This window comes from Symbiobacterium ostreiconchae (genome assembly GCF_055396975.1).
The window spans coordinates 2,492,093-2,517,162 of the sequence record NZ_AP042454.1; the positions used below are offsets into that span (position 1 = coordinate 2,492,093).

Consider the following 25,070-nt stretch of genomic DNA (forward strand, 5'->3'; position numbering starts at 1 on the left):
AAGGAGCGATGGCCGCATGTGGGTGAAGATCTGCGGCTTGCAATTCATGAAGGACGTGGTGGCCGCCGTGGAGGCCGGCGCCGACGCGGTGGGCTTCGTCTTCGCCCCCAGCCGGCGGCAGGTGACCCCCGAGCGGGTGGAGGCGATCGTCAGCGGCCTGCCGCCGGGGACGATGACGGTGGGCGTCTTCGTCGACGCCCCCCTGGAGGAGATCCGCCGGGCGGTGACCCTCTCCGGGCTGCGAGCGGTGCAGATGCACGGCTCGGAGCCGCCGGAGGTGATCGACCAGCTGGGGATGCCGGTGATCAAGGCCGTGCGCATCAAGGGGCCGGACGACCTGGCCCGGCTGCCGGCCTACCGCAACGCGGCGGGCATCCTGCTGGAGCCCTACGTGGAGGGGCAGGCGGGCGGCACCGGCCAGATGCTGGATCCGACCCTGGTCCGCTGGGCCGCCCAGACCCTGGAGCGGGCCGGCGTGCCCATGGCGGGCCCCGATGAACCGCTCACCCCCGGCCGGCCCCGGCTGATCCTGGCCGGCGGGCTGACGCCGGAGAACGTGGCGGAGGCCATCGCTAAGGCGCAGCCCGGCGGGGTCGACGTCTCCAGCGGGGTCGAGAACGGCGGCGTCAAGGACATCAACAAGATCTACGCCTTTGTGTCGGCGGCAAAGGGGGTGGCCCGATGACCGGCGCGCTGCCTGATGCGCTGGGCCATTTCGGCCCCTTCGGGGGCCGGTACGTGCCCGAGACGCTGATGGCCGCCTGCATCGAGCTGGAGGAGGCGTACCGGCGCTACAAGGACGACCCGGAGTTTCTGGAGGAGCTCACCTACTACCGGCAGCAGTATGTCGGCAGGCCGACGCCGCTGTACTTCGCCGGGCGGCTCACGGCCTACGCCGGCGGGGCGAAGATCTACCTGAAGCGGGAGGACCTGAACCACACCGGGGCGCACAAGATCAATAACGCCCTGGGGCAGGCCCTGCTCGCCCGGCGGATGGGCAAGAAGCGCATCATCGCCGAGACAGGCGCCGGCCAGCACGGCGTGGCCGCGGCGACGGTGGCGGCCCTGTTCGGCCTGGAGTGCGACGTCCACATGGGCGAGGTGGACGTGGCGCGGCAGGAGCTGAACGTCTTCCGCATGCGGCTGCTGGGGGCCCGGGTGATTCCCACCCGCACGGGCTCCCGCACCCTGAAGGACGCCACCAACGAGGCGATCCGGGACTGGGTGACCAACGTGGAGACGACCCACTACATCATCGGGTCGGCGGTGGGGCCGCACCCCTACCCGATGATCGTCCGGGACTTCCAGGCGGTGATCGGCTACGAGACCATGAGCCAGATCCAGGAGGCCGAGGGGCGGCTGCCCGACGCGATCGTCGCCTGCGTGGGCGGGGGGTCCAACGCCATCGGCATCTTCCACCCCTTCGTGCCCTTCGACAGCGTGCGGCTGGTGGGCACGGAGGCCGGCGGCCTGGGGCTCGCCAGCGGGAAGCACGGCGCCACCATGACCGGCGGCGGGCAGGTGGGGGTCTTCCACGGCGCCCGCAGCTACCTGCTGCAGGACGAGTACGGCCAGGTGTTGGAGGCCCACTCCATTTCCGCGGGCCTGGACTACCCCGGCGTGGGCCCCGAGCACGCCTACCTGCGGGACACGGGCCGGGCCGAGTACGTGGCGGTCACCGACGAGGAGGCGCTGCAGGGGATGCAGTGGCTCAGCCGGACCGAGGGGATCATCCCGGCGCTGGAGTCGAGCCACGCCGTCTACCACGGGGTCCGGATGGCCGCGGAGATGGACCCGGACCAGATCGTGATCATCAACCTCTCCGGCCGGGGCGACAAGGACATGGCCGAGGTCGCCCGCATCCTGGGGGGTGAGGGGGCATGACCCGCATCGCCGAGCGGTTCGCGGCCCTGCGCAGCCGGGGCGAGAAGGGGCTGATCGCGTATCTCGCCGCCGGCGACCCGTCGCTGGAGACCACCCGCAAACTGGTCCACGCCCTGGCGGAGGCCGGGGTCGACATGGTGGAGCTGGGCCTGCCGTTTTCTGACCCGCTGGCGGACGGGCCGGTCATCCAGGCGGCCAGTCAGCGGGCCCTGGCGGCCGGGGCCAACACCGACAACGTGCTGGAGCTGGTCGCGACGCTCCGGGCCGACGGGCTGCAGATGCCGCTGCTGATCATGACCTACTGCAACCTGGTCCTGCGGCCGGGGGTGGAGCGCTTCTGCCGCCGCGCCGCCGACGCGGGCGTCGACGGCCTGATCCTGCCCGACGTCCCGATGGAGGAGGGCGACGAGATCCAGGCCGCGACGCAGGCCGCGGGGCTCGACCTCATCCAGTTCGTGGCGCCGACCTCGCCGCCCGACCGGATCCGGCGGGCGGCGGAGCTCGCCCGGGGGTTCATCTACGCTGTCTCGTCCACCGGGGTCACCGGGATGCGCGACCGGCTGCCGCCACAGCTGACGGCCATGGTGGAGGCCGTCAAGGCGGTCACCGACACGCCGGTGGCCGTGGGCTTCGGGATCTCCCGGCCCGAGCAGGTGCGGCAGGTGACTGCGGTGGCCGACGCGGCCATCGTCGGATCGGCGTTTGTGCGCCACTGCGGCGAGGACCTGCCGGAACACGAGCTGATCGAGCGGGTCCGGGTCCTGGCCGAGGAGCTGAAGGCCGGAACCCGGCCGTCCATCCTGGGGATGGGTTCGCCGAACTTGTGAGCAATGGGGCTTGACGACGCCGTGGTACCGGTGTAAACTTGGCTTCAATATCGTAAAGCGATGAGCGGGAGAAGTAGACCCAAGGCCGGAGAGCTGCAGAGAGCCAGCGGTGGGTGCAAGCTGGCGCCGAAGGCGGGATCGAATACACCCGTGAGCGTAGGCTGAAAGACCAGCCTCAGGTAAGGCCGCAGCGGCCGGACCGGGCCGGTCGAGTAGGTACACCGGCACGCCCCCGTTACCAAGGGCGGAGGGGATGATTGTCCCCGGAAAGAGTGGGTCCGCAGTCTGCGGGCCAAGCAGGGTGGTACCACGAAAGCCTTTCGGCTTCCGTCCCTACACGGGATGGAAGCCGATTTTGATTTCCCGTGAAACCAGCAGGAAGGGCGAGGTGTTGAGCGGTGATCATCGTCATGCGGAAGGGCGCCACGCAGGCGCAGGTACACGACATCGTGGAGCGGGTTCGTCAGGCGGGATTCGGCGTGCACCTCTCCCAGGGGGAAGAGCGGACGATCATCGGGGCGATCGGCGGGGACCGGCGGCGGCTGGCCGACCTGAACCTGGAGGCCCTGCCGGGGGTCGAGCGGGTGACCCCGATCTCGAAGCCTTACAAGCTGGCTTCGCGGGACTTCCATCCGGAGGACACGGTCATCCGCATCGGCGGGGCCACGGTCGGGGGGAGCGACTTCTGGGTGGTGGCCGGGCCCTGCTCGGTGGAGGGCCGGGAGCTGCTGCTGGAGTCGGCCCGCCTGGTGCGGGACGGCGGGGCGCACGCGCTCCGGGCGGGCGCCTTCAAGCCCCGGACCAGCCCGTACTCCTTCCAGGGGCTGGGCGAGGAGGGGCTCCGGTACCTGGCCGAGGCCCGGGCCGTGACCGGCCTGCCCGTCGTCACGGAGGTCATGGACACCCGGGATGTGGAACTGGTCGCCGAGTACGCCGACGTGCTGCAGATCGGGGCCCGCAACATGCAGAACTTCAGCCTGCTGCGGGCCGTCGGCCGGACCAACAAGCCGGTGCTGCTGAAGCGGGGCATGTCGGCCACCATCGAGGAGTGGCTGATGGCCGCCGAGTATGTGATGAGCGAGGGGAACCACCAGGTGATCCTCTGCGAGCGGGGCGTGCGGACGTTTGAGACCGCCACCCGCAACACGCTGGACCTCTCGGCCGTCGTCGTGGCCAAGTCGCTCACCCACCTGCCGGTGGTGGTGGACCCCAGCCACGGCGTGGGCAAGCGGGACTTCGTGGTAGCCCTGGCCCGGGCCGCCGCGGCCGCCGGCGCGGACGGCATCCTGGTGGAGGTGCACCAGCGGCCCGACGAGGCCAAGTCTGACGCCGCCCAGACCATCGGCCCGGCCGCCTTCCACCAGATGATGCACGACGTGGCCGCGATCCTGCAGGTGCTGGGGCGGCGGCTGCCCGCCGCTGCGGCCGTCCATGTCTAACGGATTTGGCACGGTCGTCATCTGGGGCGTCGGGCTGATCGGCGGCTCCATCGGCATGGCCCTGCGGCAGCGGGGCCTGGCCGATGAGGTGATCGGCATCGGGCGGCCCGGCGGCGCCGCTGCAGGGGCAGCGGCGGGCCCGGGCACGGGCGGCGCGGGGGAGGCGGACGCGGGCGCCTGGCAGGTGCCGGAGGCGGTGCGGCTCGGGGCGGTGGACCGCATGGTCGCCGACCCCGGGGCCGCCCTGGCCCGGGCCGACCTGGTGATCCTGGCCATGCCGGTGCAGGCGATGATCGACCTGGCCCCCCGGGCCGCCCGATGGTTCCGCCCGGGCACGGTCGTCACCGACGTCGCCTCGGTGAAGGAGGCCGTGGTGGCGGCGTGGGAGCGGCACCTGCCGGACGGGGTCGCCTTCGTGGGCGGCCACCCGATGTTCGGCCGGGAGCGCTCGGGCGTCGCCCACGCCTCTGCGGACCTGATCCCCGGCTGCCGCTGGGTGCTGACGCCGGGGGAGCGGGCGACGACGCTGCTGTCGGCGGGGCGAGGCCGCCGGGAGGTGCCGCCGCTGGAGCGCGTGTGGGAACTGGTGGCCGCGCTGGGGGCCGAGCCGGTGCAGATGTCGCCCGCGGAGCACGACCGGCGGGTCGCCGCGGTGTCTCACCTGCCGCAGCTGGTCGCCACCGCCCTGGCGGCGGCGGCCCGGGATCTGGACGAGGCGCAGCCCGGCACGCTGGACCTGGCGGCCGGGGGGTTCCGGGACGCCACCCGCATCGCCGACAGCCCGTCGGGCCTGTGGCACGAGATCTGGGCCAACAACCGGCCCGCGCTGCGGGAGGCCCTGGCGGCGTTCAGGGGGGCGCTGGCAGAACTGGAGGCCGCGGTCGACGCCGGCGATGCCGGCGCGCTGGCCGCCGTTTTCGAGCGGGCCCACACCGCCCGGCGGCGAGCGACCGGCCCAGTCGGCCGTCGTGCGTGAGTCACAATAGAGCAACCGGCCTGTGCGCCCCCGGGGCTTCGCCCGACGGGGCGCCGGACCGGTGACGTCGAGAAGCCGGCAACAGGGAGTGATGGGATGGACGTCAGGGTATACCCGGCCAGCCGGCTGGAGGGCGTCGTCAACCCGCCGTCCTCCAAGAACTACACGACCCGCTACCTGCTCGCCGCCGCCCTGGCGGAGGGCGAGTCGCTGATCCGCTACCCGGCCGAGAGCGAGGACGCCGCGGCCCTGAAGCGCTGCCTCACCGACCTGGGGGCGGTGCTGACCCCCGAGGGCGAGCACCTGCGGGTCCGGGGCTTCGGCGCCCGTCCCCGCAGCCCTGGGGTCCTGAACCCCGGCAACGCCGGGGCGGTCCTGCGGTTCCTGATGGCGGTCTGCGCCGCCACCCTGGATGAGGTCACGTTCGTCACCGACTACGCCGAGTCGCTGGGCAAGCGGCCCCAGGCCGACCTGCTGGACGCCCTGGCACAGCTCGGGGCCGAGGTGGAGAGCCGGGACGGGAAGCTGCCGATCACGATCCGCACGGGTGGCTCTGCGGCCTGGGCACGGAGGCCCGGCGGCCGGCTGCGGGGCGGCACCGTGCGGGTGAGCGGCGCCGTCTCCAGCCAGTACACGTCGGCGCTCCTGTTTGCCGCCCCCCTGATCGGCGAGGATGTCACCATCGAGGTCACGGGCGACATGAAGTCCCGCCCGCCCATCCGCCAGACGCTGCAGGTGCTGCGGGAGGCGGGGATCCGGGTGGAGGCCAGCGACGACCTGCGCCGGCTTTACATCCCCGGCGGACAGCGGTACCAGCCCCGGGAGTACACGGTGCCCGGCGACTACCCGGGCGCGGCCGCCCTCATGGCTGCGGCCGCGGTGGTGCCCTCTGACGTGACCATTCCCCGGCTCTTCCGGGACGAGCAGGGGGAGCGGCAGGCGATCGACGTGCTGGCGGCGATGGGGGCGGACATCGCCCACGACGGACGGCAGGTGCGGATCCGGGGGGGCAGGCCCCTCCGGGGCGGCCGGTTCGACGGGGATCCCTTCACCGACGCCGTGCTGGCCCTCACCGCCGCCGCCGTGCTCGCGGAGGGGGAGACGGTTTTCTATAATGTAGAGAATCTGCGCTACAAGGAGTGCGACCGCATCTCCGACTACCGGGCCGAGCTGAACAAGCTCGGCGCCCGGGTGGAAGAGGAGCGGGACAAGCTGATCATCACCGGCCGGCCCGAGGGGGTGGAGGGCGGCGTGACGGCGGAGAGCCGCATCGACCACCGGGTGATCATGGGGCTGACGATCGTGTCGCTGCGGGCCCGGGCGCCGGTGGTGATTCGGGACGCGCACCACGTGGCGAAGTCGTACCCGGCCTTTTTCGACGACCTGCGCAGCCTGGGGGCGCGGGTGGAGGAGATGTGATCGGGCTGCGCCGTCATCTTGCCGGTGTACAGTGCCCTGGGTGTGTTTCGAGCGGCGGGGTGATGCGGCACCACCCGGAACCGCTCGAAACCCTTGTGGCTGTAAGGCAGGAGGGGATTTGAGAGGTGGCGGAGAAGGAAATATCAGGTCGATTTTGGGGCGCTGCTTGGGACCGCTCGAAAATGGGTCCGGAAAGCCTTGTGGCACAAGGGCTCCAGGTGGGCGCTGTATCCACGGCTGAACAGCCGTGGCTCCATTGAAGCGCACCGGGGGCACGCGACATTCTTGAACATGGGAACGTATCCACGGCTGAACAGCCGTGGCTCCATTGAAGCACCGTCGATCTTGCCCGCTGCATGCTGCGCGGCGAGGTATCCACGGCTGAACAGCCGTGGCTCCATTGAAGCTGCAGGACGGTGTAGGCAATAATGAGCGCCACCGCGTATCCACGGCTGAACAGCCGTGGCTCCATTGAAGCGAGTCAGGCCAGATGAGCTGGGTGACGCACGATCCCGTATCCACGGCTGAACAGCCGTGGCTCCATTGAAGCCAGACAAGGACCACTGCCGCTGACCCGCAACGAGGACGTATCCACGGCTGAACAGCCGTGGCTCCATTGAAGCACCTGTGATGAGCCGTAAGCCCTTACCTGTGATGAGCCGTATCCACGGCTGAACAGCCGTGGCTCCATTGAAGCTTGTCGGCCGAGACGGTCATGGACTGGCGCCGGTAGGGTATCCACGGCTGAACAGCCGTGGCTCCATTGAAGCTTATCTGTACGGAAGCGCACAAACTGCGGCCAGCGTATGTATCCACGGCTGAACAGCCGTGGCTCCATTGAAGCGGAGGTCAACGCGCCGGCCAAGTACTCTTTGAGCCCCAGTATCCACGGCTGAACAGCCGTGGCTCCATTGAAGCGTCAACTGCTCGGACCATGCGGCGCGCTCCTTCGCAAGCGTATCCACGGCTGAACAGCCGTGGCTCCATTGAAGCGGTAAGCCTGAGCATCGGCTCTCTCACGGAACTGATGGTATCCACGGCTGAACAGCCGTGGCTCCATTGAAGCGAGATGACGCACCAGCCTCCCAGGTCGTCGCCGTGTATCCACGGCTGAACAGCCGTGGCTCCATTCAAGCCAGAACCTGCGCGAGGTCAAGACCAACCGCTACCCGGTATCCACTGCTGAAAGGCCGTGGCTCTGTCTAGAAGCGCAGCGGCCGCGCGATGCAGCCCCGAACCCACAGTGCAAGCAGTGCAAAGCATTCCCACATCACCGGCCAACCGGAACAACCCTGGTGTCCACGCGAACACAAACAGGAAACGGGGGCTGTCCCAAGCAGAAACATTGGGACAGCCCCTCTACCGGGCGTTGTCCAGGAAATCGTGGAAATTCAAAGTGGCGGCCCTCAAGCCCCGTTTGGTATAACGGGGGTGGACAGTAGGAAGGAGGTTGCCGCCACTGATGTCATTGTACCGCGGGAAGACCAAGAAGCGCCAGATGCTGGAGGTGGACAAACAGCCCTGGTTGCCCCAGCAGGTGCAGGTGACGCTGCATGCCCTCATGGGAGCAGCCAAGGAGGGTCTGCTGGCCCTGGCCGTCGCTGTGGGGCTTGACGTACTGCGCTCCATGATGGAGGCAGAGGTGACGGCCATCGTCGGCCCCAAGGGCAAGCACAACCCCAATCGAAAGGCTTTTCGGCACGGTGCCGAGGAGGGGCGGGTGGTGCTGGGGGGACGGAAGGTACCCATCCAGCGGCCTCGGGTGCGGACGAAGGACGGACAGGAGGTCAGGCTCTCGAGCTACGAAGCCTTCCAGGATGAGCAGTTGCTGACGCAGGCCGCCCTGGAACGGATGCTTCATGGCCTCTCCACTCGGCGCTACCATCATGGCCTGGAGCCGGTGGGCGACGATCTGCCGGCCGTGGCTACGTCCAAGAGCAGCGTAAGCCGGCACTTCGTGGCGGCCACACGCAAGGCACTGGCTGAGCTGCTGGCGAGGCCGCTTGGTGATCAGCGCTACCTGGTGCTGATGCTGGACGGGATCGAAGTCGCAGACCACACCGTGGTGGTCGCACTGGGGATCACGGACGACGGGCAAAAGCAGATCCTCGGCCTCTGGGAAGGGGCTACCGAGAACGCAACCGTCTGTCGCGCCCTGCTAACAGACCTGGTGGAACGCGGCCTGCGGGTGGACGGAGGCATCCTGGTGGTGATAGATGGGGCCAAGGCCCTCAGGGCTGCCGTGCGGGACGTGCTGGGTGCCAGGGCGACCGTGCAGCGATGCCAAGTTCACAAAAAGCGCAACGTGCTGGACCACCTGCCGGACGAGGCTCGCGCGTGGGTCAGCCGCAAGCTGGAGCAAGCCTGGAGGGAGACGGACTACGAGAAGGCCCGGACTGCTCTCACCAGCCTGGCCAAGACCCTGGACGACAAGTATCCGGGCGCCGCCGCCAGCCTGCGCGAGGGGCTCGAGGAGACCCTGACCGTCCTGCGGCTGGAACTGCCCGAGGCGCTGCGCAAGACTCTCCGTTCCACGAACCCCATCGAGTCCGCCTTCGAGAAGGTACGGATGGCTAGCCGCAACGTCAAGCGCTGGCGGAACGGCCAGCAGGTGCTGCGCTGGACTGCCGCGGGCCTCCTGGAAGCGGAGAAGGGCTTCCGGCGCATCAAGGGATACCGCCAGCTCCCAATGCTGTCGGAAGCCCTAAGCAGACACGCCGCTCCAGAAGCATCCAGCGCCGTGCAAACGGCCTAAAAACGAAGAAAAAGGCCGCCACGAAATTCCACGGCGGCTGGGACGTCGCCCCTCTACCGCGCCAACTCTTATTATCGCCGGCCGGCCTGAGGGGGCGGACGGCAACGTGACGACGGAGAGCCGCATCGACCACCGGGCGATCATGGGGCTGATGCTCGTCCCCCCGAGGGCCCGTGAGCCGGTGGTGATTCGGGACGCGCCCCTCGTGGCGAAGTGGGACCGGCCTTCTTCGCCGACCTGCGAAGGACGCCCCGGTGACCTGGGGGTGGATGGCGGCCACGCTTCAGTGGAAGATGACCGTCAAGGGCATGATGGCGGGGTGTTTGGGGTTCGCCAATGAAAACAGGAGGCCCGCAGATCGGGTCTCCTGTTTTGCAGTCCAAGAACGGAAGTCGCTGCGAGCTTCGGATATGAATGGCGTCGAGATCAAGCACGCCATTCGCTAGGCTAATCATCCTGCTTCAAGTAAGCCGAAGCTCGCAGCGTCTATTAGTATATCACCTCATCGTGGTTGCTTGACAATGACTTCGGGATTATTGTGTTGTTGCCCGCGCTATTTGGCAGTGACTTGACTGGCGACAGTGTCGTTCGTCAACTGACGCGTTGGTTTGTCGCCAGGATCAGGGGCGGCCGGCCAGCCGGCCGCCCCTGCTGAGCTTAGAACAGTGTAGCTTGTACAGTTCCGGATGCGACCCGTTTGCTTGGGCTGCGGTGAATCCGTGCCGTCCTCCGGCACTCCGTGAGTGCCTGGCGGCTCCTGGCGAGAAATGCACGAAGATCTCGGGCGCTGGCGAACTCCAGCTCGACGGCACCAGCCGTTCCATCCGGAGCACGAGTACGTAACGTGGGTGCGTCCGGCAGTCCGGCTCACAATCGAAGTAGACCTCAACCGTAAACTGAGGCAGCACGGTCACTCGCAGTGAGGCCAGCACGAGTCATCCCCCCATTACCACGGGCTGCTGCCCTTGGCGGTCTGCAGATCCTGCAGCTCAAAGAGAACCCGGTCGACATTGGCCTCGTCCACAAAGCGCTGTTCACGGGAGCAGGCGTCCAGCAGGCAGTTGGTGCAGAGTGTGTTAATGACCCGGGGAAGCCCGCGGGACTCGGCGGCGATCTTCTGCAGCGCCTGTTCCGAGAAGATGTCGTGGTCGACGCCCGCCCTGCGCAGGTGGTGCCGAATGTAGGCGACGCTCTCTGCCTCGCTCAGCGGCCCCAGATGGTACCGCACCTGAACGCGCTGGGCGATAGCCTCGAAGGTGCGCAGGCGGAGCATGCCGCGCAGTTCGGACTGGCCCACCAGCAGAAAGGTCATGGGGCAGGCCGAGTCCAGGTGGAAATTGAGCAGGAACCGCACCTCCTGCAGCATGGCGTGCGGCAGCAGGTGGGCTTCATCCAGGACGATGACGGGCTGCAGCCCGTGCAGCCGGTAGCCGTCCAGGATGGTCTGCTCAAACAGCCGGCGGGCCTCTCGGCTCAGGAAGTGGTAGGGTGCGGCGACACCGAGCTGGGTGAGCACGTCGCGGTAAAAGGCCGTGGGCGTGAGCTTGGAGTCGGCGATGTAGACAAACGGATTCCGGCTGCGATCCAGCAGGTCGTAGAGGGTACGGATCGCAGTGGTCTTGCCGGATCCCACCTCACCGGTGATGAGGCCGAACGCCCGGTGGCGCACGCAGTACTGGAGCCTGGCCAGCAGCTCCTGGTGCTGTGCACACGGAAACAGGTCGGTGGTCGGGATCTCCTTGCTGAAGGGCAGGACGCGAAAGCCAAAGAACTCGGCCAGCACTCAGTTCTGGCCCCCCTTCGGCTGCGTCAGCCGGGTGTAGGCGGTCTCACCCAGCCGCCTCCGCCGTTCGGTGTCATGCTGCTTCTTGGCCAGCGTGAGGAAGTTCAGGCCGGTCTTGGGTGCTGCTGCAGCTGGTTCGGGTGCGGGGGATACCGACCGGTGCCGGGTACGGTGCAGCTTTAGCGGGACCGCGTCGGCAAAGCGCTTCCCCTCGTGCCAGACCTGGATCTGGCTGAGGTCGTACGGGTCGTAGCGAAGCGTGACCTTCCGGCGGGCCAGGGCCGGGTCGACCTCGTATTGGTTGCGGTAGAGCGAAAAGCAGCCCGTCTGGTCCACCACACGCTCCTCCTCCCAGAGGAAGACCTCACGGAGTGCACTGGGGTCAATTCGCCGCAGCGGCTCCGTGTCGCCCTCAAACCGCTGCCGCGGCGTCTGCTTGGTCACGCCGTGCACCCGGTTGTGGTACGCCACCTCCAGCCAGGCCCAGAACAGCTCGTTGAGCTGCTCCAGGGTCGCAAGCTGGCCGGCGGCGATGAGTTGCTGTGCCTCCGGCAGAAAGCTCTTCTGTACGGTAAGGAAGAAACGCTCGATCTTCCCTCGCCCCTGCGGCCGATACGGCCGGGAATGGGTGAGGCGGATGCCCAGCCGGCCGCAGATGCGCGCCAGGTGCCGGGCGGAATAGATCGCCCCGTTGTCCACGTAGATACGCCGGGGGAGACCGTAGCGCAGGATGGTGCGTTTCAGGCAGTCCTCCAGGCGGGGCAGTTTCTCCTCCCAGTACATCTGCCCGTAGACGATGCGGCTGTAGTCGTCGATGAAGGCGATGAGGTAGACCTTACGGGTCTTGCCGGGCCTGTCCGGATGCGGCAGGTTCAGGAGATGACACACGTCGCCCTGCCAGCAGTCGTTGCGGTGGGCCGCTTCAAAGCGCCGGAAGGTCGCCCTGCGCTTGCGGCTGAGCATAGCCTTGCGGCTGTAGCCCGCCCGCACCAGATGCTGCGACAGTTCGCTCATGAGCGCCTTCTCGGCGATCAAGGACCCGCGGTTCGTGATCGTGACGATCACCGAGAAGCGGGACGTGTACCCGGCCCTGCAGAAGTGGTTCAACCGCGGCGGGGTGGCGGTGGGGTGAGACAAAGAGAAGGGTCCGGCCATAGCGCCGGACCCTTCATGGTTACGGTCTGCGTGCTCGCTCGACCAACGCGCTGAACAGCGCCGCCTGCTCGGGCCGGGTGGGGGCCAGATCCTCCGGGTGCCACTGCAGGGCCAGGCAGAAGGGGTGAGAGGGAAGCTCGAACGCCTCCAGCACGCCATCCGGGGCCAGGGCGGCCGGCCGGAACGGGGCGGGAAGCGCGCGGACGGCCTGGTGATGCACCGAGTTAACCTGCAGTTCCGTCGCGCCGGTCAGCCGGTGGAGCAGGGAGCCCGGCACAACCTGCACCGGGTGGACGGCCTGGCGCCGGAGGGCCGGCTGCCGGTGGTTCAGGGCGCCGGGATGCAGCGCGGGAAGGTCCTGAACCAGGCTGCCGCCGGCGGCGACCGCCAGGACCTGGGCCCCCCGGCAGATCGCCAGCAGCGGGAGGCCGAGCTCGAGCGCGCGGCGGGCCAGATACAGGTCGTGGTCATCCCGCTCCGAGCTGGACGGGCCGCAGGCCGGATGCCGCTCCTCGCCGTAGCGGGCGGGGTCGATGTCCAGCCCGCCCGAGAGAACCAGGCCGTCCAGCCGGTCAAGCCAGGCATCGATCCCTTGCTGGCTGACGCCGGGGGGCAGCAGGACGGGGAGTCCGCCCGCCGCCTCCACCGCCTCGATGTAGGGAAGGGGAACGCCCCGCAGGTCGTGGGTCTCGCTCCGCTGAATCCAGCCGCTGATGCCGATCAGGGGGTAAGCCGCCATCGGGGTCATCGCTCCTGTGTCACCAGGTTGCCGCCGCCCCAGGCCGCCGCCGACCAGTCCACCGACACCCCGCTCACATACCAGCCGTTGGCTCCGTCAGGTTGGGCCGGGTTCAGGAGGAGGGTTGCGGCCGGGGAGTCTGACGGCACGCCGCTGCCCGGAGTGGGATCTCCCACCACCCAGCTGGCCGGGGTGCTCTCCGGTCCGGCCCGGTGGAGCGACCAGCCGGAGCCCGCCTGCAGGTCCCAGCCGGGGATGAAGCCGCCCCAGGCCACCTCGTCCAGCTTGCGGCCGGCCGGATCGTACAGGGTGACGATGTCGCTGGTGTTGCCGAGGATCAGGTTCATGCCGGTGACGTCGGCCTGGCGGCCGTGCCGCTCCGCGAAGAGGGCCCCATCTTCCCGGGTGATGGTCAGGTAACCGCCGGGAGCGATCACGCTGCCGGCCGGAATGGTGAACGTGTCCCGGTTGTCCGCCAGCCGGTAGCCGCCTGCCTCCACCGGGAACGGGTTGGGGTTGTATAGCTCGACCATCTCGTCGGGCTCCGTGGTGCCGGGGGTGATCGGGTTGTACAGTACCTCGGAGATCTGGAGGGCGGGATACTCGGGGATGGTGCCGGCAATGTAGTGCGCCTTGATCGTCCGGGCCATCTCCTGCTGCCAGTCCGCCAGCCTGGTGCGGAGCTCCGCCTCGCTCAGGTCGCTCTGCCGGAGGTCGGCCATAAACGCATCGTACAGGGCAAAGGCCCAGTTCTCGATCCCGAAGACGTACTGCTGGATGCCGCCCTCGCCGTAGTAGCCGCCGGGGCCGACCAGCGCATCGGTGTTGATCGTGGAGTTGCCGTTCCGGCCGCAGCTCTGCCCGCAGGACTCGTCGCTGTCATAGTCGTAGACCAGTTTCCGCTTCTCGTTGGTCACTGCGTACATGTCCGGCAGCTCGGCCGGCGGGGCGCCGGCGAAGGGGAAGATCGGCACGAACACCGAGACTGCCGGCTCCCCCAGGGCCACCCAGATGGTGGTCAGCTTCCCCTCATAGGGGTCGCCGATTTTGTTGCCCACCAGCACGACGCCAAAGGTGGAGACGTTCCGGTTCACGTGCCAGCCGGTTGGCTTCGGCTCCGACGGCAGGTCGCCGATGGAGCGGGACAGGGTCTCCATGTACCACTTCGTGCCCAGGCCCCGGGAGCCCACGTTCTTCTGGATGAAGTACCGGTAGTCGATCGGGTGGGGATCGTCCATCCGGATGCCGACCCGGGTATGCCGCCGGACGGCGCTGGTGGAGTCCTCCCAGTCGTGGATGCCGTCAGGGGTGTCGCCCTCGTTGACGATCTCGTTGTCGACCACGCTGGTGATGTGGTTGTCTACGAAATAAGGAAAGCCGTTCTCCTTCGTCCAGTTGACCTTGCTGAAGTTCGTCCGCCAGTCGAAGCCGCTGTAGGTGCCGTCGGCCGGGTTGGGCAGGTCCTTCCAGTCGATGTGGGGGTCGGAGAAAAAGCCGTTCTCGTCGGGGTAGTATTCTCGGGTGATGTTGTCCCGGGTGAAGGAGTCGCCGTCGATCTCAAAGATGGCGGCGTTGCCCCACCGGTCGAAGACGCTGATGATGGTGGAGGTGTTCCGGGCGAAGCTCCCGTTGAAGCCGCCGCCATCATTCGTGTCGCGCAGGAGCTGTTCCACCTCGTCGACATGTTCGCAGCGGGAGAGGATCAGGTGGTTCAGGAAGCCGCCGGTCATCCCCCGCTCCAGGTCCTGCGAGACGGGGAACCCGTGGGTCCTTGCGAACTCCGACGTCAGCGTGTGGCCCGCCACCTGGACGAGCCCGAGGCCGCGGTCGTTGGCCCCGGCCCACGGAATCGTGATGCCGGTGTGCGGGTCCACGCCCGATGAGCCGTGTGCGGTGATCCCCGTGTAGTTGAAGCGGGCCGTGTAGCGGTCGCCGGAGCCGAAGCTGGAGCCGTCGGCCTGGTAGTGATAGGGGAAAACCTTCCACCCGTCCGGGGTGGACCAGTGGTCCCGGTTCTTCCAGGCGACGGGGCGTCCATCTGCGGTGGACGCACCCGTCGCGATGGCCGAGCTGGAGGCATGGGCGGCCGCGCCGGGCCAGAGCAGCGCGGTGGTCACGATGAGCATGACCCCGCCCCACCTCGCAAGGGAGGTGCCACGCACGCAGGATCCCTCCTGGTCTAGAAGTTTGCCTGCAGCCAGTCCGTCAACCGGTCGAGGGCGGTCTCGATCAGCCGCCTGCCGAGCTCGTAGCTGGCATTGGCCGAGTTGCCGAGCCCGCCGTCGCGGGTGATCTCGTCAAACGTCTTACCCACCTTGATCGCCGGATGGTGGAGCGCCATCGCCCGGTCCGTGAGCGGGGAGGGGCCCATGGCAGCGGGGCGCACCGTCCAGGGCGCCAGGTAGAGCGACTGAGAGAGTTCCCGCTCGCAGCCGTGACCCATGAGCGGCGACTCCTTGCCGTCGGGGTCGCGGATGTCGGTCACCAGACCGCTGATCTGAACCCAGCCGATCAGGATCTCCGGGTAGCGATCCTTCAGGGTCGCGATCGCCAGGTCGAGGGCATCGCGGTTTCCGCCATGGGCGTTCAGGATGAAGAACTTGCGCAGGCCATGCCGGTGGAGGCTGCCCACAACCTCTTCCACCACCGCCTGGAAGGTGTCGGCCTCCAGCGTGATCGTTCCGGGGAACGGCATGTGGTGCGGCGAGAAGCCGAAGGGAATCGCCGGCACCGCCACCGCCCGGGGGTAGAGCCGTTCGGCCAGCAGCCGGGTGAACCCGTCGGCCCGGGCCGTATCCACGGCGAAGGTGCCCCCGGGACCGTGCTGTTCGGTGGCGCCGGTGGGAATCAGGGCAAGGTCGACGGTGGCGAGCGCCTCGCGGAACTCCGGCCACGTCATGTCGGCGAGGATGTAACGGGGTTTTTCCACGGGTGTCTGCCCTCCTAGAAGTGCTCCCTGAGGTAGGCCTCGAGCCGTTCCAGGCTGGCGCTGATCAACATCTGGCCCAGCTGGCGGCTGGCGCTGACCGGGTTGCCCAGCGCTCCGTTCCGGCTGACGGCGCTGAAGGGCCGGGCCAGCTTGATCGGCCGGAGCGGCGGGTCCCCCGGTACGGGGTCGCCCGGGACCAGGGCGTCAATCCGGACCGTATCGGGCGCCAGGTAGAGGCATTCGGAGAGCTCCGCCTCATCCGCATGGCCGCCGGGCCCGTCGAGGTGGGTGGTCCGGAGGTCCGGCGCCAGACTGCTGAGGTACACCCACCCGGCCTTCACTTCGGGGTAACGGCCCTTCAGGTTCGCCACGACGTTGTTCAGCACCGGGCCGGTGTTGGCGTGACCGGTGACGAAGAAGATCTTCTTCAGGCCGTGGCGGATGAGCGAGACGGCGATCTGTTCCACCACGCGCGTCATGGTTGCGGCCGAGAGGGTAATGGTTCCGGGAAAGCACATCTGATCAACGGAGACGGAATAGGGGAACGCCGGGAGGCAGACCGCCTTCGGGTGGAGCCGTCCGGCCAGCTGCCGGACGAACGCCTCCGTGCGGGCGGTATCCACGGCGAAGGTGCCGCCGGGTCCGTGCTGTTCGGTGGCACCCAGCGGAACCAGTGCGATCTCCAGATGGGCCCTGGCAGCCTGAAACTCCGGCCAGGTCATCTCGGCCAGTGCGTAGAGTTGAGACAAGGGGAGGACTCCTTTCGCCGAATCAGATTAGGCAGAGCGCCGCAGCCGGGGATCGAGCACATCTCGCAGCCAGTCGCCCAGGAAGGTGATGCCGAGGACCGTGACGGAGATGCAGATCCCCGGGAAGGTGGCAAGCCACCAGGCGGAGGCCATGTACTGCCGCCCCTCGGCCAGCATGCGGCCCCAGGTGGGCACGTCAGGCGGAACGCCCAGCCCAAGGAAGCTGAGGCCGGCCTCGGCCAGGATCACGTTGGCCACGTTGAGCGTGGCCAGCACGATGATCGAGGCCCGGACGTTGGGCAGGACGTGTTTCCAGAGGATCGGCGCCGTTCTCTGGCCCAGGGCCACGGCAGCCTGCACGTACTCGCGCTCACGAATGGCCAGCGTTTCGCCGCGCACCACCCGGCAGTACTCGACCCAGCGGGTGGCGCCCAGGACGATGATCAGTGTCCATATTCCCGGCCCCGCCACGCCGGCCACCATCATGGTCAGCAGAAGGGAGGGGATGGCCAGGAACCCGTCGGTGAACCGCATCAGCAGGGCATCGACCCAGCCTCCCATGTAGCCGGCGACCATGCCCATCGTGATGCCGATGGCGCCGGCCACGACCACGGCCGCCGCCCCCACGGCGACCGAGATCCGGGCGCCGTAGATCAGCCGGCTGAGCTGGTCGCGCCCCAGCACATCGGTGCCCAGCGGGTAGCCCGGCACGCTCCCCTCAGCCCATGCAGGCGGCTTCAGCCGCAGGGACGGGTTCTTCAGGTTCGGGTCGTGGGGGGCCAGCCATGGAGCAAAGATGGCCACCCCCACGACGGCCATGACCAGCACCAGGCCGACCAGGCCGACGGGGCTACGGCGGAGGCGCCGCGGGATTGCTGCCATGGGGAACCCCCTTTCTAGGAGTAGCGGATGCGTGGGTCGATCACGGTGTAGAGCAGGTCGATCACCAGGCTGCTGGCCACCGTCACGATCGTGCCCAGCAGCACCACGGTCTGGACGACCGCGAAGTCCAGGGTCTGGAGCGACCGCACCCCGAGCTGGCCCATGCCGGGAATGGCGAAGACCTGCTCCGTGATGAAGGCGCCGTCGATCAGGATCGCGACCTGCAGCCCGAGGACGGTCAGCACCGGAATCAGGGCATTGCGGAGCGCATGTTTGAAGATCACCACGCGCTCGGCCAGCCCCTTGGCCCTGGCTGTGCGGATGTAGTCCTGCCCGATGACCTCCAGCATGCTGGAGCGCATCAGCCGGGTCAGGCTGGCGGCCAGGCCGGTGCCAATGGTGACCGTCGGGAGGATGAAGTGCTTCCAGCTTGCGGCGCCCGACACCGGCAGCAGCTTCCAGCGCACGGCCAGCAGCAGGATCAGCATGATGCCGAGCCAGAAGTTGGGCATGGACCGCCCGATGACGGCCGCTCCGGTGGCGAGCAGGTCGATCCAGGTGTTGCGCCGGACGGCCGAGATCACCCCGAGCGGTACCGCCATCAGCACCCCCAGGGTGAGGGAGGCGCCCGCCAGTTTCAGCGTGACGGGCAGGCGCTCGAGCACCAGCCGGGAGGCGGGTTCGTTGTAGCGGAACGAGGTCCCGGTGTCGCCGTGCGCCAGGCCGGCCAGGTACTTGCCGTATCGGTAGAGGATCGGTCTGTCGAGTTCCAGGGTCTCCCTGAGCGCCGCCACGGCCTCTTCGGAGGCGTCCTCGGGCAGCAGCAGGCGCGCAGGATCGCCCACGACGTTCATCAGGAAGAAGACGATGAACGTGACGATGAACAGTGTCGGAATGGTCTGGAGCAGTCGCTTCGCGACGTACCGGAGCATGGGGTACCTCCTCTGCCGGTGCCGCTACCTCGTCACCTTGATGTCGTAGACCCAGAGCATCTCGTCCCGGGTGGGCTTCCATTCGATGCCCTTGCGGATGCCGTGGACCTCCCCGCTCTGGAAGAGGGCGATCTGGGGCCGGTCATCCGCCACCCGCCGGGCGATCTGGCTGAACATCTCGGCCCGCCGGGCTGCATCCATCTCGGACTTGGTCGCCTGGTACAGGTCGACGAGGTCCTGAGGCGCATAGCCGATCCGCTCGATGTCGATCGCGGTGGTCAGGAAGGTGTAGGCGATCTCGGCGTCCTTCATGGAGTTGCCGAAGGCGTTCAGGTAGATCTCGGGGGTGGTGGCCGCGTTCAGCCGGTTGGTGAAGGCGGTGGCGTCCAGCATCTCCAGGTTCACCTGGAAGCCCACCTCCTCCAGCATGCCGGCCAGCGCCTGGGCGATGATGGCGTCCGTGCCGCCGCTGCGGGCGAGCAGCCCGATCGGCACGCCGCCGTCGGGGTAGCCGGCTTCCGCCAGGAGCTCCTTCGCCCGGGCAGGGTTGTAGAGATCCTGGTTGTAGAGGCTCGGGTCAGCGCCGGTGATGCCCGGGGTGTTCCGGGTACGGGTGGGCACCCCGAGACCCGGCTCGGCCACGCTGATCAGCGCGTTCCGGTCGATGGCCAGCTCGATCGCCTCTCGCACCAGGGGATTGCCGGTCACATAGTCGCTCTGGGTCCTCACCATGAGCAGCCAGACCCGGTTGGTGAGCCCGGAGGCGGTGGTCAGGCCGGGATCAGCGCTGACGGTCTGGGCGTTGTCCACGCCGATCCGCAGGGCGATGTCGACGCCGCCAGACTGGAGCTCCGCCACGCGGGTGGCCACCTCGGGAATCACCCGGAAGACCACCTTGTCGATCTGGGGCCGGCCGCGCCAGTGTTCGTCGAAGGCGACCAGAGTGATGGACTCGTCCTTCACCCAGGACTCAAACTTGAACGGACCCGTGCCGACGGGGTCCTTCTGCCATCCCTCAAGCCCCCCGACGGCCTCCCAGTGCGCCTTGGACATGATGCCGGAACCGATGCGCGACAGCCGGTTGAGCAGCACCGGGTCGGGCTCGTGCGTCACGATCCGGACCGTGTGGCTGTCTACGATCTGGACCTCCTTGACGGTGGCCATGGTCCGCTGCTCCTTCAGGCTCGTGTCGAAGGCGACCCGCTCGACCGTGAACTTCACGTCCTCGGCGGTGAACGGCAGGCCGTTGTGGAACTTCACGTTTTCACGGAGCTGGAATTCCCAGACCGTGGGCTCGACCAGCCTCCACGAGGTGGCCAGGTCCGGGGCGAACTCGCCCGTCTCGGGGTCCATCCGCACCAGGTAGTCAAAGACGTTCTGGTGGACGGCCTCGGTGAAGGTGTAGTTGTGATTGTGCGGGTCCCAGTGCTGGATGTCCTGGTGCACCGCGATGGTCAGCGTGACCGGCTCGTCAGGCGCCTGCGGCGCCGGGTCCGGCCCAACAGCGGGCGTTGAGCCGGGGCCGCCACAGGCTGCCAGCAGCGCGACGAGCAATGCGCCTGCAACTACGGAACGCCAGTTAGTTGTCACCATCGATACCTCCCGGATCAGACTTATCGGTTCCCATTTTTCGTGAAGCAATAATCGTGCCAGTTCCTCGAGGCGTGTCTGCGGGCATGATCAGACGCGAAACAGGCGAAACCGGTGCCTGTTGCAACGGTTTCGCCTGTTTCGCGGGCTGCTTCTTCTTAGTGTGCGTGCTCCCGGAGGAACTGGTATCCTGCAGGTGTGAGGCGTGTGCCGGCCCGCCCGCGGCCGGGGGAGACCAGTCCGGCCGCCGCCAGCCGGGTCAGGCGGGCGCGGACTTCGGCCTCGGTCAGCATCAGGCCGGCGGTGCGAAGCTGGACGGTCAGAGTGCCCCGGCCCACCCGCCTGCCGGCGGCCTCTGCCTGGGCGATGGCGGTCAGAATCATCCGGGTTTCGTCTTCGGGGGCGGGGTCCGGAGAAGCTGCCAGCGCCCGCACCTGAGAGACTGCGGGCGACCGGGCCGGGGGAGTTGCGGGTACCCGGACCGGCGACGCTCCGGCCGTCGGCCACGGGGGCGTCTCCGCGGTTCTCTGCATCTCGGGCGGCAGATGGGCCGGTGTCAGCTCCTCGCCGGCGGCGACCGTCACCATGTACTCCATGCAGTTGCGGAGTTCCCGCACGTTGCCCGGCCAGCTGTGTTTCGTCAGGGCGGCGATGACCTCCGGAGAAAGCGGGCGGTGGTAGCCGCGTTGCGCCAGAAAGCGCTGCGCCAGCACCGGGATATCCTCCAACCGCTCGCGGAGAGGAGGCAGGTGGATGGGCAGCACGCTGAGCCTGTAGTAAAGATCGGCCCGGAACCGGCCCTCGTCGCACAGCGCCTTCAGGTCCCGGTTGGTGGCCGCGATCACCCGCACATCGACGGGGATCACCCGGCTGCCGCCCACGCGCATCAGGTGCCGTTCCTCCAGCACGCGCAGCAGGCGTGCCTGGACCGACGGGCTGATATCGCCGATCTCATCCAGGAAAATCGTCCCCGTATGGGCCTGCTCGAAGAGGCCACGGCGGCCGCCCCGGGCAGCGCCGGTGAAGGATCCCTCCTCATAGCCGAACAACTCGCTCTCCAGCAGCGACTCGGGCAGAGCGGCGCAGTTGACGGCCACGAACGGGCCCCGCTGTCGGGGCGAGGCGTTGTGAATCGCCTGCGCCAGGACCTCCTTGCCTGTGCCGGTCTCGCCGCCGATGAGGATGGTGGAGTCCGAGCGTGCCATCTGGCGGGCCAGGGAGATCACTCGCTGAAGGACCTCGGAGTGACCAACCATGTCGGCGAAGCTGTAGCGTGCGACGTGGCCTCGCTCGCGGGGGTGAAGCGGCAGGGCCTGATCGGAGACCGCCCCCTGTCCCGGCCGGCAGAGGGCGGCGGCCCCCACGAGCCGGCCATGGCGCCGCAGCGGCACGTAGGTGACGAGCAGGGACTGCCCCATGACCTGGACCGGCTGGTTGGGAAGGGGCGGCCTGCCTGCTAGCACAGCCTCGAGCGCCAGGGCGGGCAGCACTTCAGCCGCCGGCTGGCCGACGATCTCAGCGCCGCGAAGACCCAGTAGCTCTTCAGCCCGCCGGTTGAAGACGGTGACCCGCCCCGCGGAATCGCAGGCGACGATGGCATCGCCGCTGAAGTCCAGCACGGTCTCCAACTGCTGCCTCAGCTCGCCCACCCAGGCGATGGTGGCGGTGAGGCCATGGCTCCGGGCCATCGTCTTGCCCATCCACCCCTGGAGCCGCAGGCTGGATTCCTCGGTCAGCAGGTCAAGCCGGGTCATTACGTCCAGGATGGTCTGCGGGTCAAGGGGGCGAGGGCCGGTGTCCTTGACCCGGTGGACGCCCGGAGGCACCAGATGCGGGTGCCCGAACGTAATGGCCAGATCGACATCCGGTACGGTCTCCGCACCCGGGGCGTACGGGATCAGCTCCAGGTGCTTGACGCCCAGCTCGTACAGCAGGGCGATGGCATTGTGAGCGGTCTCCAGGGTTTCGTGGACCATGAGCACCCGCGTGCGGGCCGGCAGGGCCATGATCGCCTGCCAGTCCCGCCGCCAGAGCGTACGGTTCGTGACGAGGATGGGGGTCCCCGGCGCCACCCGGCTGTTCACGGCAGGTGCGAGCGGGCGCGAGGTGAGCAGGATCAGGTCCGCTTCCAGGCGGGAGGGCAGCGGGACGTCCTGGGTCGCGATGATCTCGATGGTCACGCCTTCGCCGAGAACCGCCGTGAGCTGGTCGGCCAGCAGGCGGCCTGTCTGTTCGGTGACGCAGACCATTGCGATTCGTTTCACAGCAGCGACTACCCCCTCTTGATGGACCGAATATAGAATTCCGTCACCATGCTGCAGACCCCTGCCCGGAGTGGCCTTGAGGACGGTCGGGAACCGGGAGCGGCACGGCCCTGAGGGCAGCGCATCATGGCCCCGGGGATCGTGCCCGATCTGCCGGTGAGGGCGGAGGGAAGCCTGGCTGGAGGGGATACAAGGGATCAGGGTGAGTGGACGGATGCCGAGCCCGCCACATGGGAAACGTCGCGGGCTTCTGTATAGGATATAATAATCACGTAGAACATCATGATCAGAAGTTAAAGAGGGGTACAGAATTGTACAAGTTCCTAAGAGAAGTACGAGTCGTTGTGCTGCGCAAGGGTGTCACACACGCCGGAGGGCGGCTCGGCGGCCACCCGATCGGCGGGCCGGCGACAACCCTCGCGTATGCGCTGGAGGTTAGGGACTGCGGGGAACCTGGAAAGACCTATACCGTCTACCTGGATTACCAGCGATCAAGGGACTTCTACCGGATCCCCCGGAACCGGGAGCTGACCCTGCGGATCGGCCGGTACCGGACCCTGCCCGGGTACTGGGTGGAGACCTGGTCTGTCGATGACGGGCCTGAACGGCAGGATCAGCCGACGGACGGAGCGGAGTGAGCCACGCGCAGATCGCCTGCCGCCGCGCGACGGAACCTGCGGTGCCCTCCGTTGCCTCTGGATGTGGTAATCTGGGGTCAGGCTCCCAAACGGCGATGCACGAACGGAGGGGCAGAAGTTGAGCCGGCAGACATGTGTGTATCGTGATGAACACGTAACGGTGTTCCGAAGCGAGGACGACGCAGCCGATTCCCAAGCGCCAGATGCGCCTTTCTACAGCATCCTGGCCGGGGAAGTCGAACTGACCTACGACGTGCAGTCCCGGACCTGGTACGTCTACATGCCCGGGCGGGAGCGGATGCAGACGCCCGTGAGCACTGACCCCTACTACCTCTCGGAACAGGGATTCACGATGGTGAACATCGACTGGGACTACTCCGGGACTCAGGTGTTCGGAATCGAGATTCTCGGGGGGAGCTCCCGGGAATCCCTGGTCGTCGTCGACGTGCCGGATTCCGCACAGGACGCGCCACGGGAGCGGGCTGCGCACCTGCGGGTGATCCGGCCCGAGGACAAGTGAATGCAAGCGGAAAGGGCACCGGCGCCTGCCATTCGGCGGGGCCGGTGCCTCCGCATATAGGGGATTCCGGGATGAGACCGGCTTTTGAATTAGGCATCTGTTGATCGACGCAGATCTTGATACAACCCTAGATGAACAGGTGTATCTGTACAAGAACGACTATTGACAATAACATAAACCATATATAAGATATGCAGTACATCGAATTAAGTGAATTTGGAGAGAAGCATGCAGATCCGAGTCAGCGCAAGGTGGCTCGCCGGGACTGCCCTCCTGCTAATACTCATTTCGCTTCCGGTAGGCGCGGCGTCCGTGTCGCAGAGGGTCAGGACGTGGTTCCTCGCCAGCCCTGAGGAGAGAGCCGCGATGTCACTTGGAGCCGAGTTCCTGGGGAGAGGCGAAGTTCCCATTCAGCAGTATGACAACACCTGCGGTCCCGCTGCACTGATGTACGCCCTGTCCCTGTTGGGAGTGGAAGCCACTGAAGAGGAACTGGCCAAGTTGAGTGGCACCACCCCTGAAGGCACGTCAATGCTGGGACTGATGCAGGCGGCCAGGACCTTTGGGTTTGATGCGGCCGGCTATCGAGTGGACCCTGCGGATGTGGACAGACTCCCCATCCCCGCGGTGTTGTTTCTGCCGGCCCGGAAACACTTTGTCGTTCTGACAGAAGTCACACCTGACAGCGTACATGTCGCAGATCCCGCTCTCGGACATCTGAAGTTTACTCGCCATTCCCTGGCCAGACACTGGAAAGGAGAAGTCCTTCTTCTCCAACCAGATCTGGGGCCATCCCCCGCGTTGGGGATGGACACAGACAACGGCGAAAGGAGGTGAGAACATGCTGAGCACTGCCGTCAGCAGGTTTGGCAGGGGTCTCTGGCTGCCGCTTGCGCTTGCGCTGGCCCTGGGACTGGTGTACTTCTCCATCGTCAACTCCGTCGAACTCGGGATCGGCATTCTGTCTCTGGGTGCGATGGCGGGAATGGTCGGCGCCGGCGACACGGCAAAAGCAGCAGGATACATCATCATCGGCGGACTGGCCGTCGTGGCCGGTGTAGCAGCCATGGTGCTGCTCCCGCCGTCAGCGCCGGCCGTCGGTGCGGGGCTGGCCAAGGCCGCCGCCGTTGTCGGTGGAACCGCCGGCATTGTGGGTGGCGGAGCTCTCATCCTTACCGGAGTCTGCGAGCTCAAGTGTGAGTAACCTGGAATTGTTGGGGAGTGAACCTTATGCGCAATCGGTTGCTTCCGGTCTTCCTGGTGCTGGGTGTGCTGGCCATTGGCTTCGCTGTCGTCGGTGCCAGCCTTCCCGCACACGAGGTAGCTCTGTCCAGCGCTGATATGGCCGCTCTTGTGGGCAGCAACGCCTGGAACACCGCCATCGGTGGTGCCGGAGCGATTCTCCTTGGCGTTGGGGCGGCCGTCGCCATCACGGCGGTCTGCCTCCTTCCCGCTGCCCCCGTCCTTGCCGTGGGCGCGATGAGCGCGGCCAACGCCGCAGGGGCGCTCTTGGGTATCGCAGGCAGCGGGCTCGCCGTGAGCGGAGCGGGCTGGGGGCTCATGGACGCCGCTGGGGTTCTCGACTGACG

At 67.5% G+C, this 25,070-nt stretch carries 21 protein-coding genes, 1 pseudogene and 1 CRISPR repeat array; of the genes and pseudogenes, 12 read left to right on the plus strand and 10 right to left on the minus strand.

What is annotated here, in order from left to right; genetic code table 11:
* Positions 1-16: 16 nt before the first annotated feature.
* The 7 genes from ACZ5UM_RS12015 to ACZ5UM_RS12045 all read left to right on the plus strand — a co-directional run bounded on the left by ACZ5UM_RS12015 (position 17) and on the right by ACZ5UM_RS12045 (position 9,300).
* Entirely contained in the window at positions 17-685 is a 669-nt protein-coding gene (locus tag ACZ5UM_RS12015; RefSeq protein WP_464844401.1) for a phosphoribosylanthranilate isomerase, read from the plus strand.
* A complete protein-coding gene (trpB, locus tag ACZ5UM_RS12020) occupies positions 682-1,884 on the plus strand; it encodes a tryptophan synthase subunit beta (RefSeq protein WP_464844403.1) in 1,203 nt (400 codons plus the stop codon). Before ACZ5UM_RS12015 ends, trpB begins: the two co-directional genes overlap by 4 nt.
* On the plus strand, positions 1,881-2,711 hold the full coding sequence (trpA, locus tag ACZ5UM_RS12025) for a tryptophan synthase subunit alpha (protein WP_464844405.1): 831 nt from the start codon (positions 1,881-1,883) through the stop codon (positions 2,709-2,711). Before trpB ends, trpA begins: the two co-directional genes overlap by 4 nt.
* Before the next feature lie 398 nt (positions 2,712-3,109).
* Positions 3,110-4,150 carry a 3-deoxy-7-phosphoheptulonate synthase gene (gene aroF, locus ACZ5UM_RS12030; protein ID WP_464844407.1) on the plus strand — a complete coding sequence of 347 codons (1,041 nt, stop codon included), beginning with the start codon at positions 3,110-3,112 and terminating at the stop codon, positions 4,148-4,150.
* Positions 4,143-5,126 (plus strand): prephenate dehydrogenase, encoded by a 984-nt coding sequence (locus ACZ5UM_RS12035; RefSeq protein ID WP_464844409.1) that lies wholly within the window; start codon positions 4,143-4,145, stop codon positions 5,124-5,126. Before aroF ends, ACZ5UM_RS12035 begins: the two co-directional genes overlap by 8 nt.
* Positions 5,127-5,222: 96 nt before the next feature.
* Positions 5,223-6,545 carry a 3-phosphoshikimate 1-carboxyvinyltransferase gene (gene aroA / locus ACZ5UM_RS12040; RefSeq protein ID WP_464844410.1) on the plus strand — a complete coding sequence of 441 codons (1,323 nt, stop codon included), beginning with the start codon at positions 5,223-5,225 and terminating at the stop codon, positions 6,543-6,545.
* A 227-nt stretch (positions 6,546-6,772) separates the two neighbouring features.
* Positions 6,773-7,681: direct repeats of the CRISPR family, unit length 36 nt; unit sequence GTATCCACGGCTGAACAGCCGTGGCTCCATTGAAGC.
* A 491-nt stretch (positions 7,682-8,172) separates the two neighbouring features.
* Positions 8,173-9,300, plus strand: coding sequence for an IS256 family transposase (locus ACZ5UM_RS12045; protein WP_083766174.1), 1,128 nt, complete (start codon positions 8,173-8,175; stop codon positions 9,298-9,300).
* A 946-nt stretch (positions 9,301-10,246) separates the two neighbouring features.
* On the opposite strand, the gene ACZ5UM_RS12050 is transcribed toward ACZ5UM_RS12045, so the two are convergent.
* The 10 genes and pseudogenes from ACZ5UM_RS12050 to ACZ5UM_RS12095 form a co-directional block, all read right to left on the minus strand.
* Positions 10,247-11,083, minus strand: coding sequence for an ExeA family protein (locus tag ACZ5UM_RS12050; RefSeq protein WP_464844412.1), 837 nt, complete (start codon positions 11,081-11,083; stop codon positions 10,247-10,249).
* Positions 11,084-12,094, minus strand: a pseudogene (locus ACZ5UM_RS12055) (transposase); the annotation flags it as partial.
* A 163-nt stretch (positions 12,095-12,257) separates the two neighbouring features.
* Complete coding sequence (locus tag ACZ5UM_RS12060; protein WP_464844414.1) at positions 12,258-12,977, minus strand: gamma-glutamyl-gamma-aminobutyrate hydrolase family protein; 720 nt, start codon at positions 12,975-12,977, stop codon at positions 12,258-12,260.
* Between the two features lie 5 nt (positions 12,978-12,982).
* Complete coding sequence (locus tag ACZ5UM_RS12065; protein ID WP_464844416.1) at positions 12,983-15,103, minus strand: lamin tail domain-containing protein; 2,121 nt, start codon at positions 15,101-15,103, stop codon at positions 12,983-12,985.
* Between the two features lie 53 nt (positions 15,104-15,156).
* Positions 15,157-15,906: a creatininase family protein gene (locus ACZ5UM_RS12070; RefSeq protein WP_464844418.1), complete on the minus strand. Its 750-nt coding sequence runs from the start codon at positions 15,904-15,906 to the stop codon at positions 15,157-15,159.
* 14 nt (positions 15,907-15,920) lie between these two features.
* Entirely contained in the window at positions 15,921-16,655 is a 735-nt protein-coding gene (locus tag ACZ5UM_RS12075) for a creatininase family protein (protein WP_464844420.1), read from the minus strand.
* 27 nt (positions 16,656-16,682) lie between these two features.
* Positions 16,683-17,537, minus strand: a complete 855-nt coding sequence (locus ACZ5UM_RS12080) for an ABC transporter permease (protein ID WP_464844422.1) — start codon at positions 17,535-17,537, stop codon at positions 16,683-16,685.
* Positions 17,538-17,551: 14 nt separating this feature from the next.
* Positions 17,552-18,469, minus strand: coding sequence for an ABC transporter permease (locus ACZ5UM_RS12085; RefSeq protein WP_464844424.1), 918 nt, complete (start codon positions 18,467-18,469; stop codon positions 17,552-17,554).
* Positions 18,470-18,493: 24 nt separating this feature from the next.
* Entirely contained in the window at positions 18,494-20,059 is a 1,566-nt protein-coding gene (locus ACZ5UM_RS12090) for an ABC transporter substrate-binding protein (protein ID WP_464844426.1), read from the minus strand.
* A 158-nt stretch (positions 20,060-20,217) separates the two neighbouring features.
* Positions 20,218-22,323 carry a sigma-54 interaction domain-containing protein gene (locus ACZ5UM_RS12095; protein ID WP_464844427.1) on the minus strand — a complete coding sequence of 702 codons (2,106 nt, stop codon included), beginning with the start codon at positions 22,321-22,323 and terminating at the stop codon, positions 20,218-20,220.
* Positions 22,324-22,634: 311 nt separating this feature from the next.
* Here ACZ5UM_RS12095 and ACZ5UM_RS12100 point away from each other — a divergent pair, with 311 nt between their 5' ends.
* From ACZ5UM_RS12100 to ACZ5UM_RS12120, 5 genes are all read left to right on the plus strand, one after another.
* Entirely contained in the window at positions 22,635-22,961 is a 327-nt protein-coding gene (locus ACZ5UM_RS12100) for a hypothetical protein (RefSeq protein WP_464844429.1), read from the plus strand.
* Between the two features lie 160 nt (positions 22,962-23,121).
* Complete coding sequence (locus ACZ5UM_RS12105) at positions 23,122-23,481, plus strand: hypothetical protein (protein WP_464844431.1); 360 nt, start codon at positions 23,122-23,124, stop codon at positions 23,479-23,481.
* A gap of 366 nt (positions 23,482-23,847) precedes the next feature.
* The gene (locus ACZ5UM_RS12110; protein WP_464844433.1) at positions 23,848-24,318 is read left to right on the plus strand and encodes a cysteine peptidase family C39 domain-containing protein; all 471 of its coding nucleotides are present in this window, start codon (positions 23,848-23,850) and stop codon (positions 24,316-24,318) included.
* A gap of 4 nt (positions 24,319-24,322) precedes the next feature.
* Entirely contained in the window at positions 24,323-24,685 is a 363-nt protein-coding gene (locus ACZ5UM_RS12115; protein ID WP_464844435.1) for a hypothetical protein, read from the plus strand.
* Between the two features lie 26 nt (positions 24,686-24,711).
* On the plus strand, positions 24,712-25,068 hold the full coding sequence (locus ACZ5UM_RS12120) for a hypothetical protein (RefSeq protein WP_273381121.1): 357 nt from the start codon (positions 24,712-24,714) through the stop codon (positions 25,066-25,068).
* Positions 25,069-25,070 lie beyond the last annotated feature (2 nt).

Bases quoted from the DNA above. Each gene is read 5' to 3' on its own strand.
- ACZ5UM_RS12080 (WP_464844422.1), bottom strand. From the start codon at position 17,537: ATGGCAGCAATCCCGCGGCGCCTCCGCCGTAGCCCCGTCGGCCTGGTC.
- ACZ5UM_RS12045 (WP_083766174.1), top strand. From the start codon at position 8,173: ATGATGGAGGCAGAGGTGACGGCCATCGTCGGCCCCAAGGGCAAGCAC.
- ACZ5UM_RS12060 (WP_464844414.1), bottom strand. From the start codon at position 12,977: ATGGCGGCTTACCCCCTGATCGGCATCAGCGGCTGGATTCAGCGGAGC.
- trpA (WP_464844405.1), top strand. From the start codon at position 1,881: ATGACCCGCATCGCCGAGCGGTTCGCGGCCCTGCGCAGCCGGGGCGAG.
- ACZ5UM_RS12035 (WP_464844409.1), top strand. From the start codon at position 4,143: ATGTCTAACGGATTTGGCACGGTCGTCATCTGGGGCGTCGGGCTGATC.
- ACZ5UM_RS12120 (WP_273381121.1), top strand. From the start codon at position 24,712: ATGCGCAATCGGTTGCTTCCGGTCTTCCTGGTGCTGGGTGTGCTGGCC.
- ACZ5UM_RS12065 (WP_464844416.1), bottom strand. From the start codon at position 15,103: ATGCTCATCGTGACCACCGCGCTGCTCTGGCCCGGCGCGGCCGCCCAT.
- ACZ5UM_RS12085 (WP_464844424.1), bottom strand. From the start codon at position 18,469: ATGCTCCGGTACGTCGCGAAGCGACTGCTCCAGACCATTCCGACACTG.
- ACZ5UM_RS12110 (WP_464844433.1), top strand. From the start codon at position 23,848: ATGTCACTTGGAGCCGAGTTCCTGGGGAGAGGCGAAGTTCCCATTCAG.
- ACZ5UM_RS12115 (WP_464844435.1), top strand. From the start codon at position 24,323: ATGCTGAGCACTGCCGTCAGCAGGTTTGGCAGGGGTCTCTGGCTGCCG.
- ACZ5UM_RS12015 (WP_464844401.1), top strand. From the start codon at position 17: ATGTGGGTGAAGATCTGCGGCTTGCAATTCATGAAGGACGTGGTGGCC.
- aroA (WP_464844410.1), top strand. From the start codon at position 5,223: ATGGACGTCAGGGTATACCCGGCCAGCCGGCTGGAGGGCGTCGTCAAC.
- trpB (WP_464844403.1), top strand. From the start codon at position 682: ATGACCGGCGCGCTGCCTGATGCGCTGGGCCATTTCGGCCCCTTCGGG.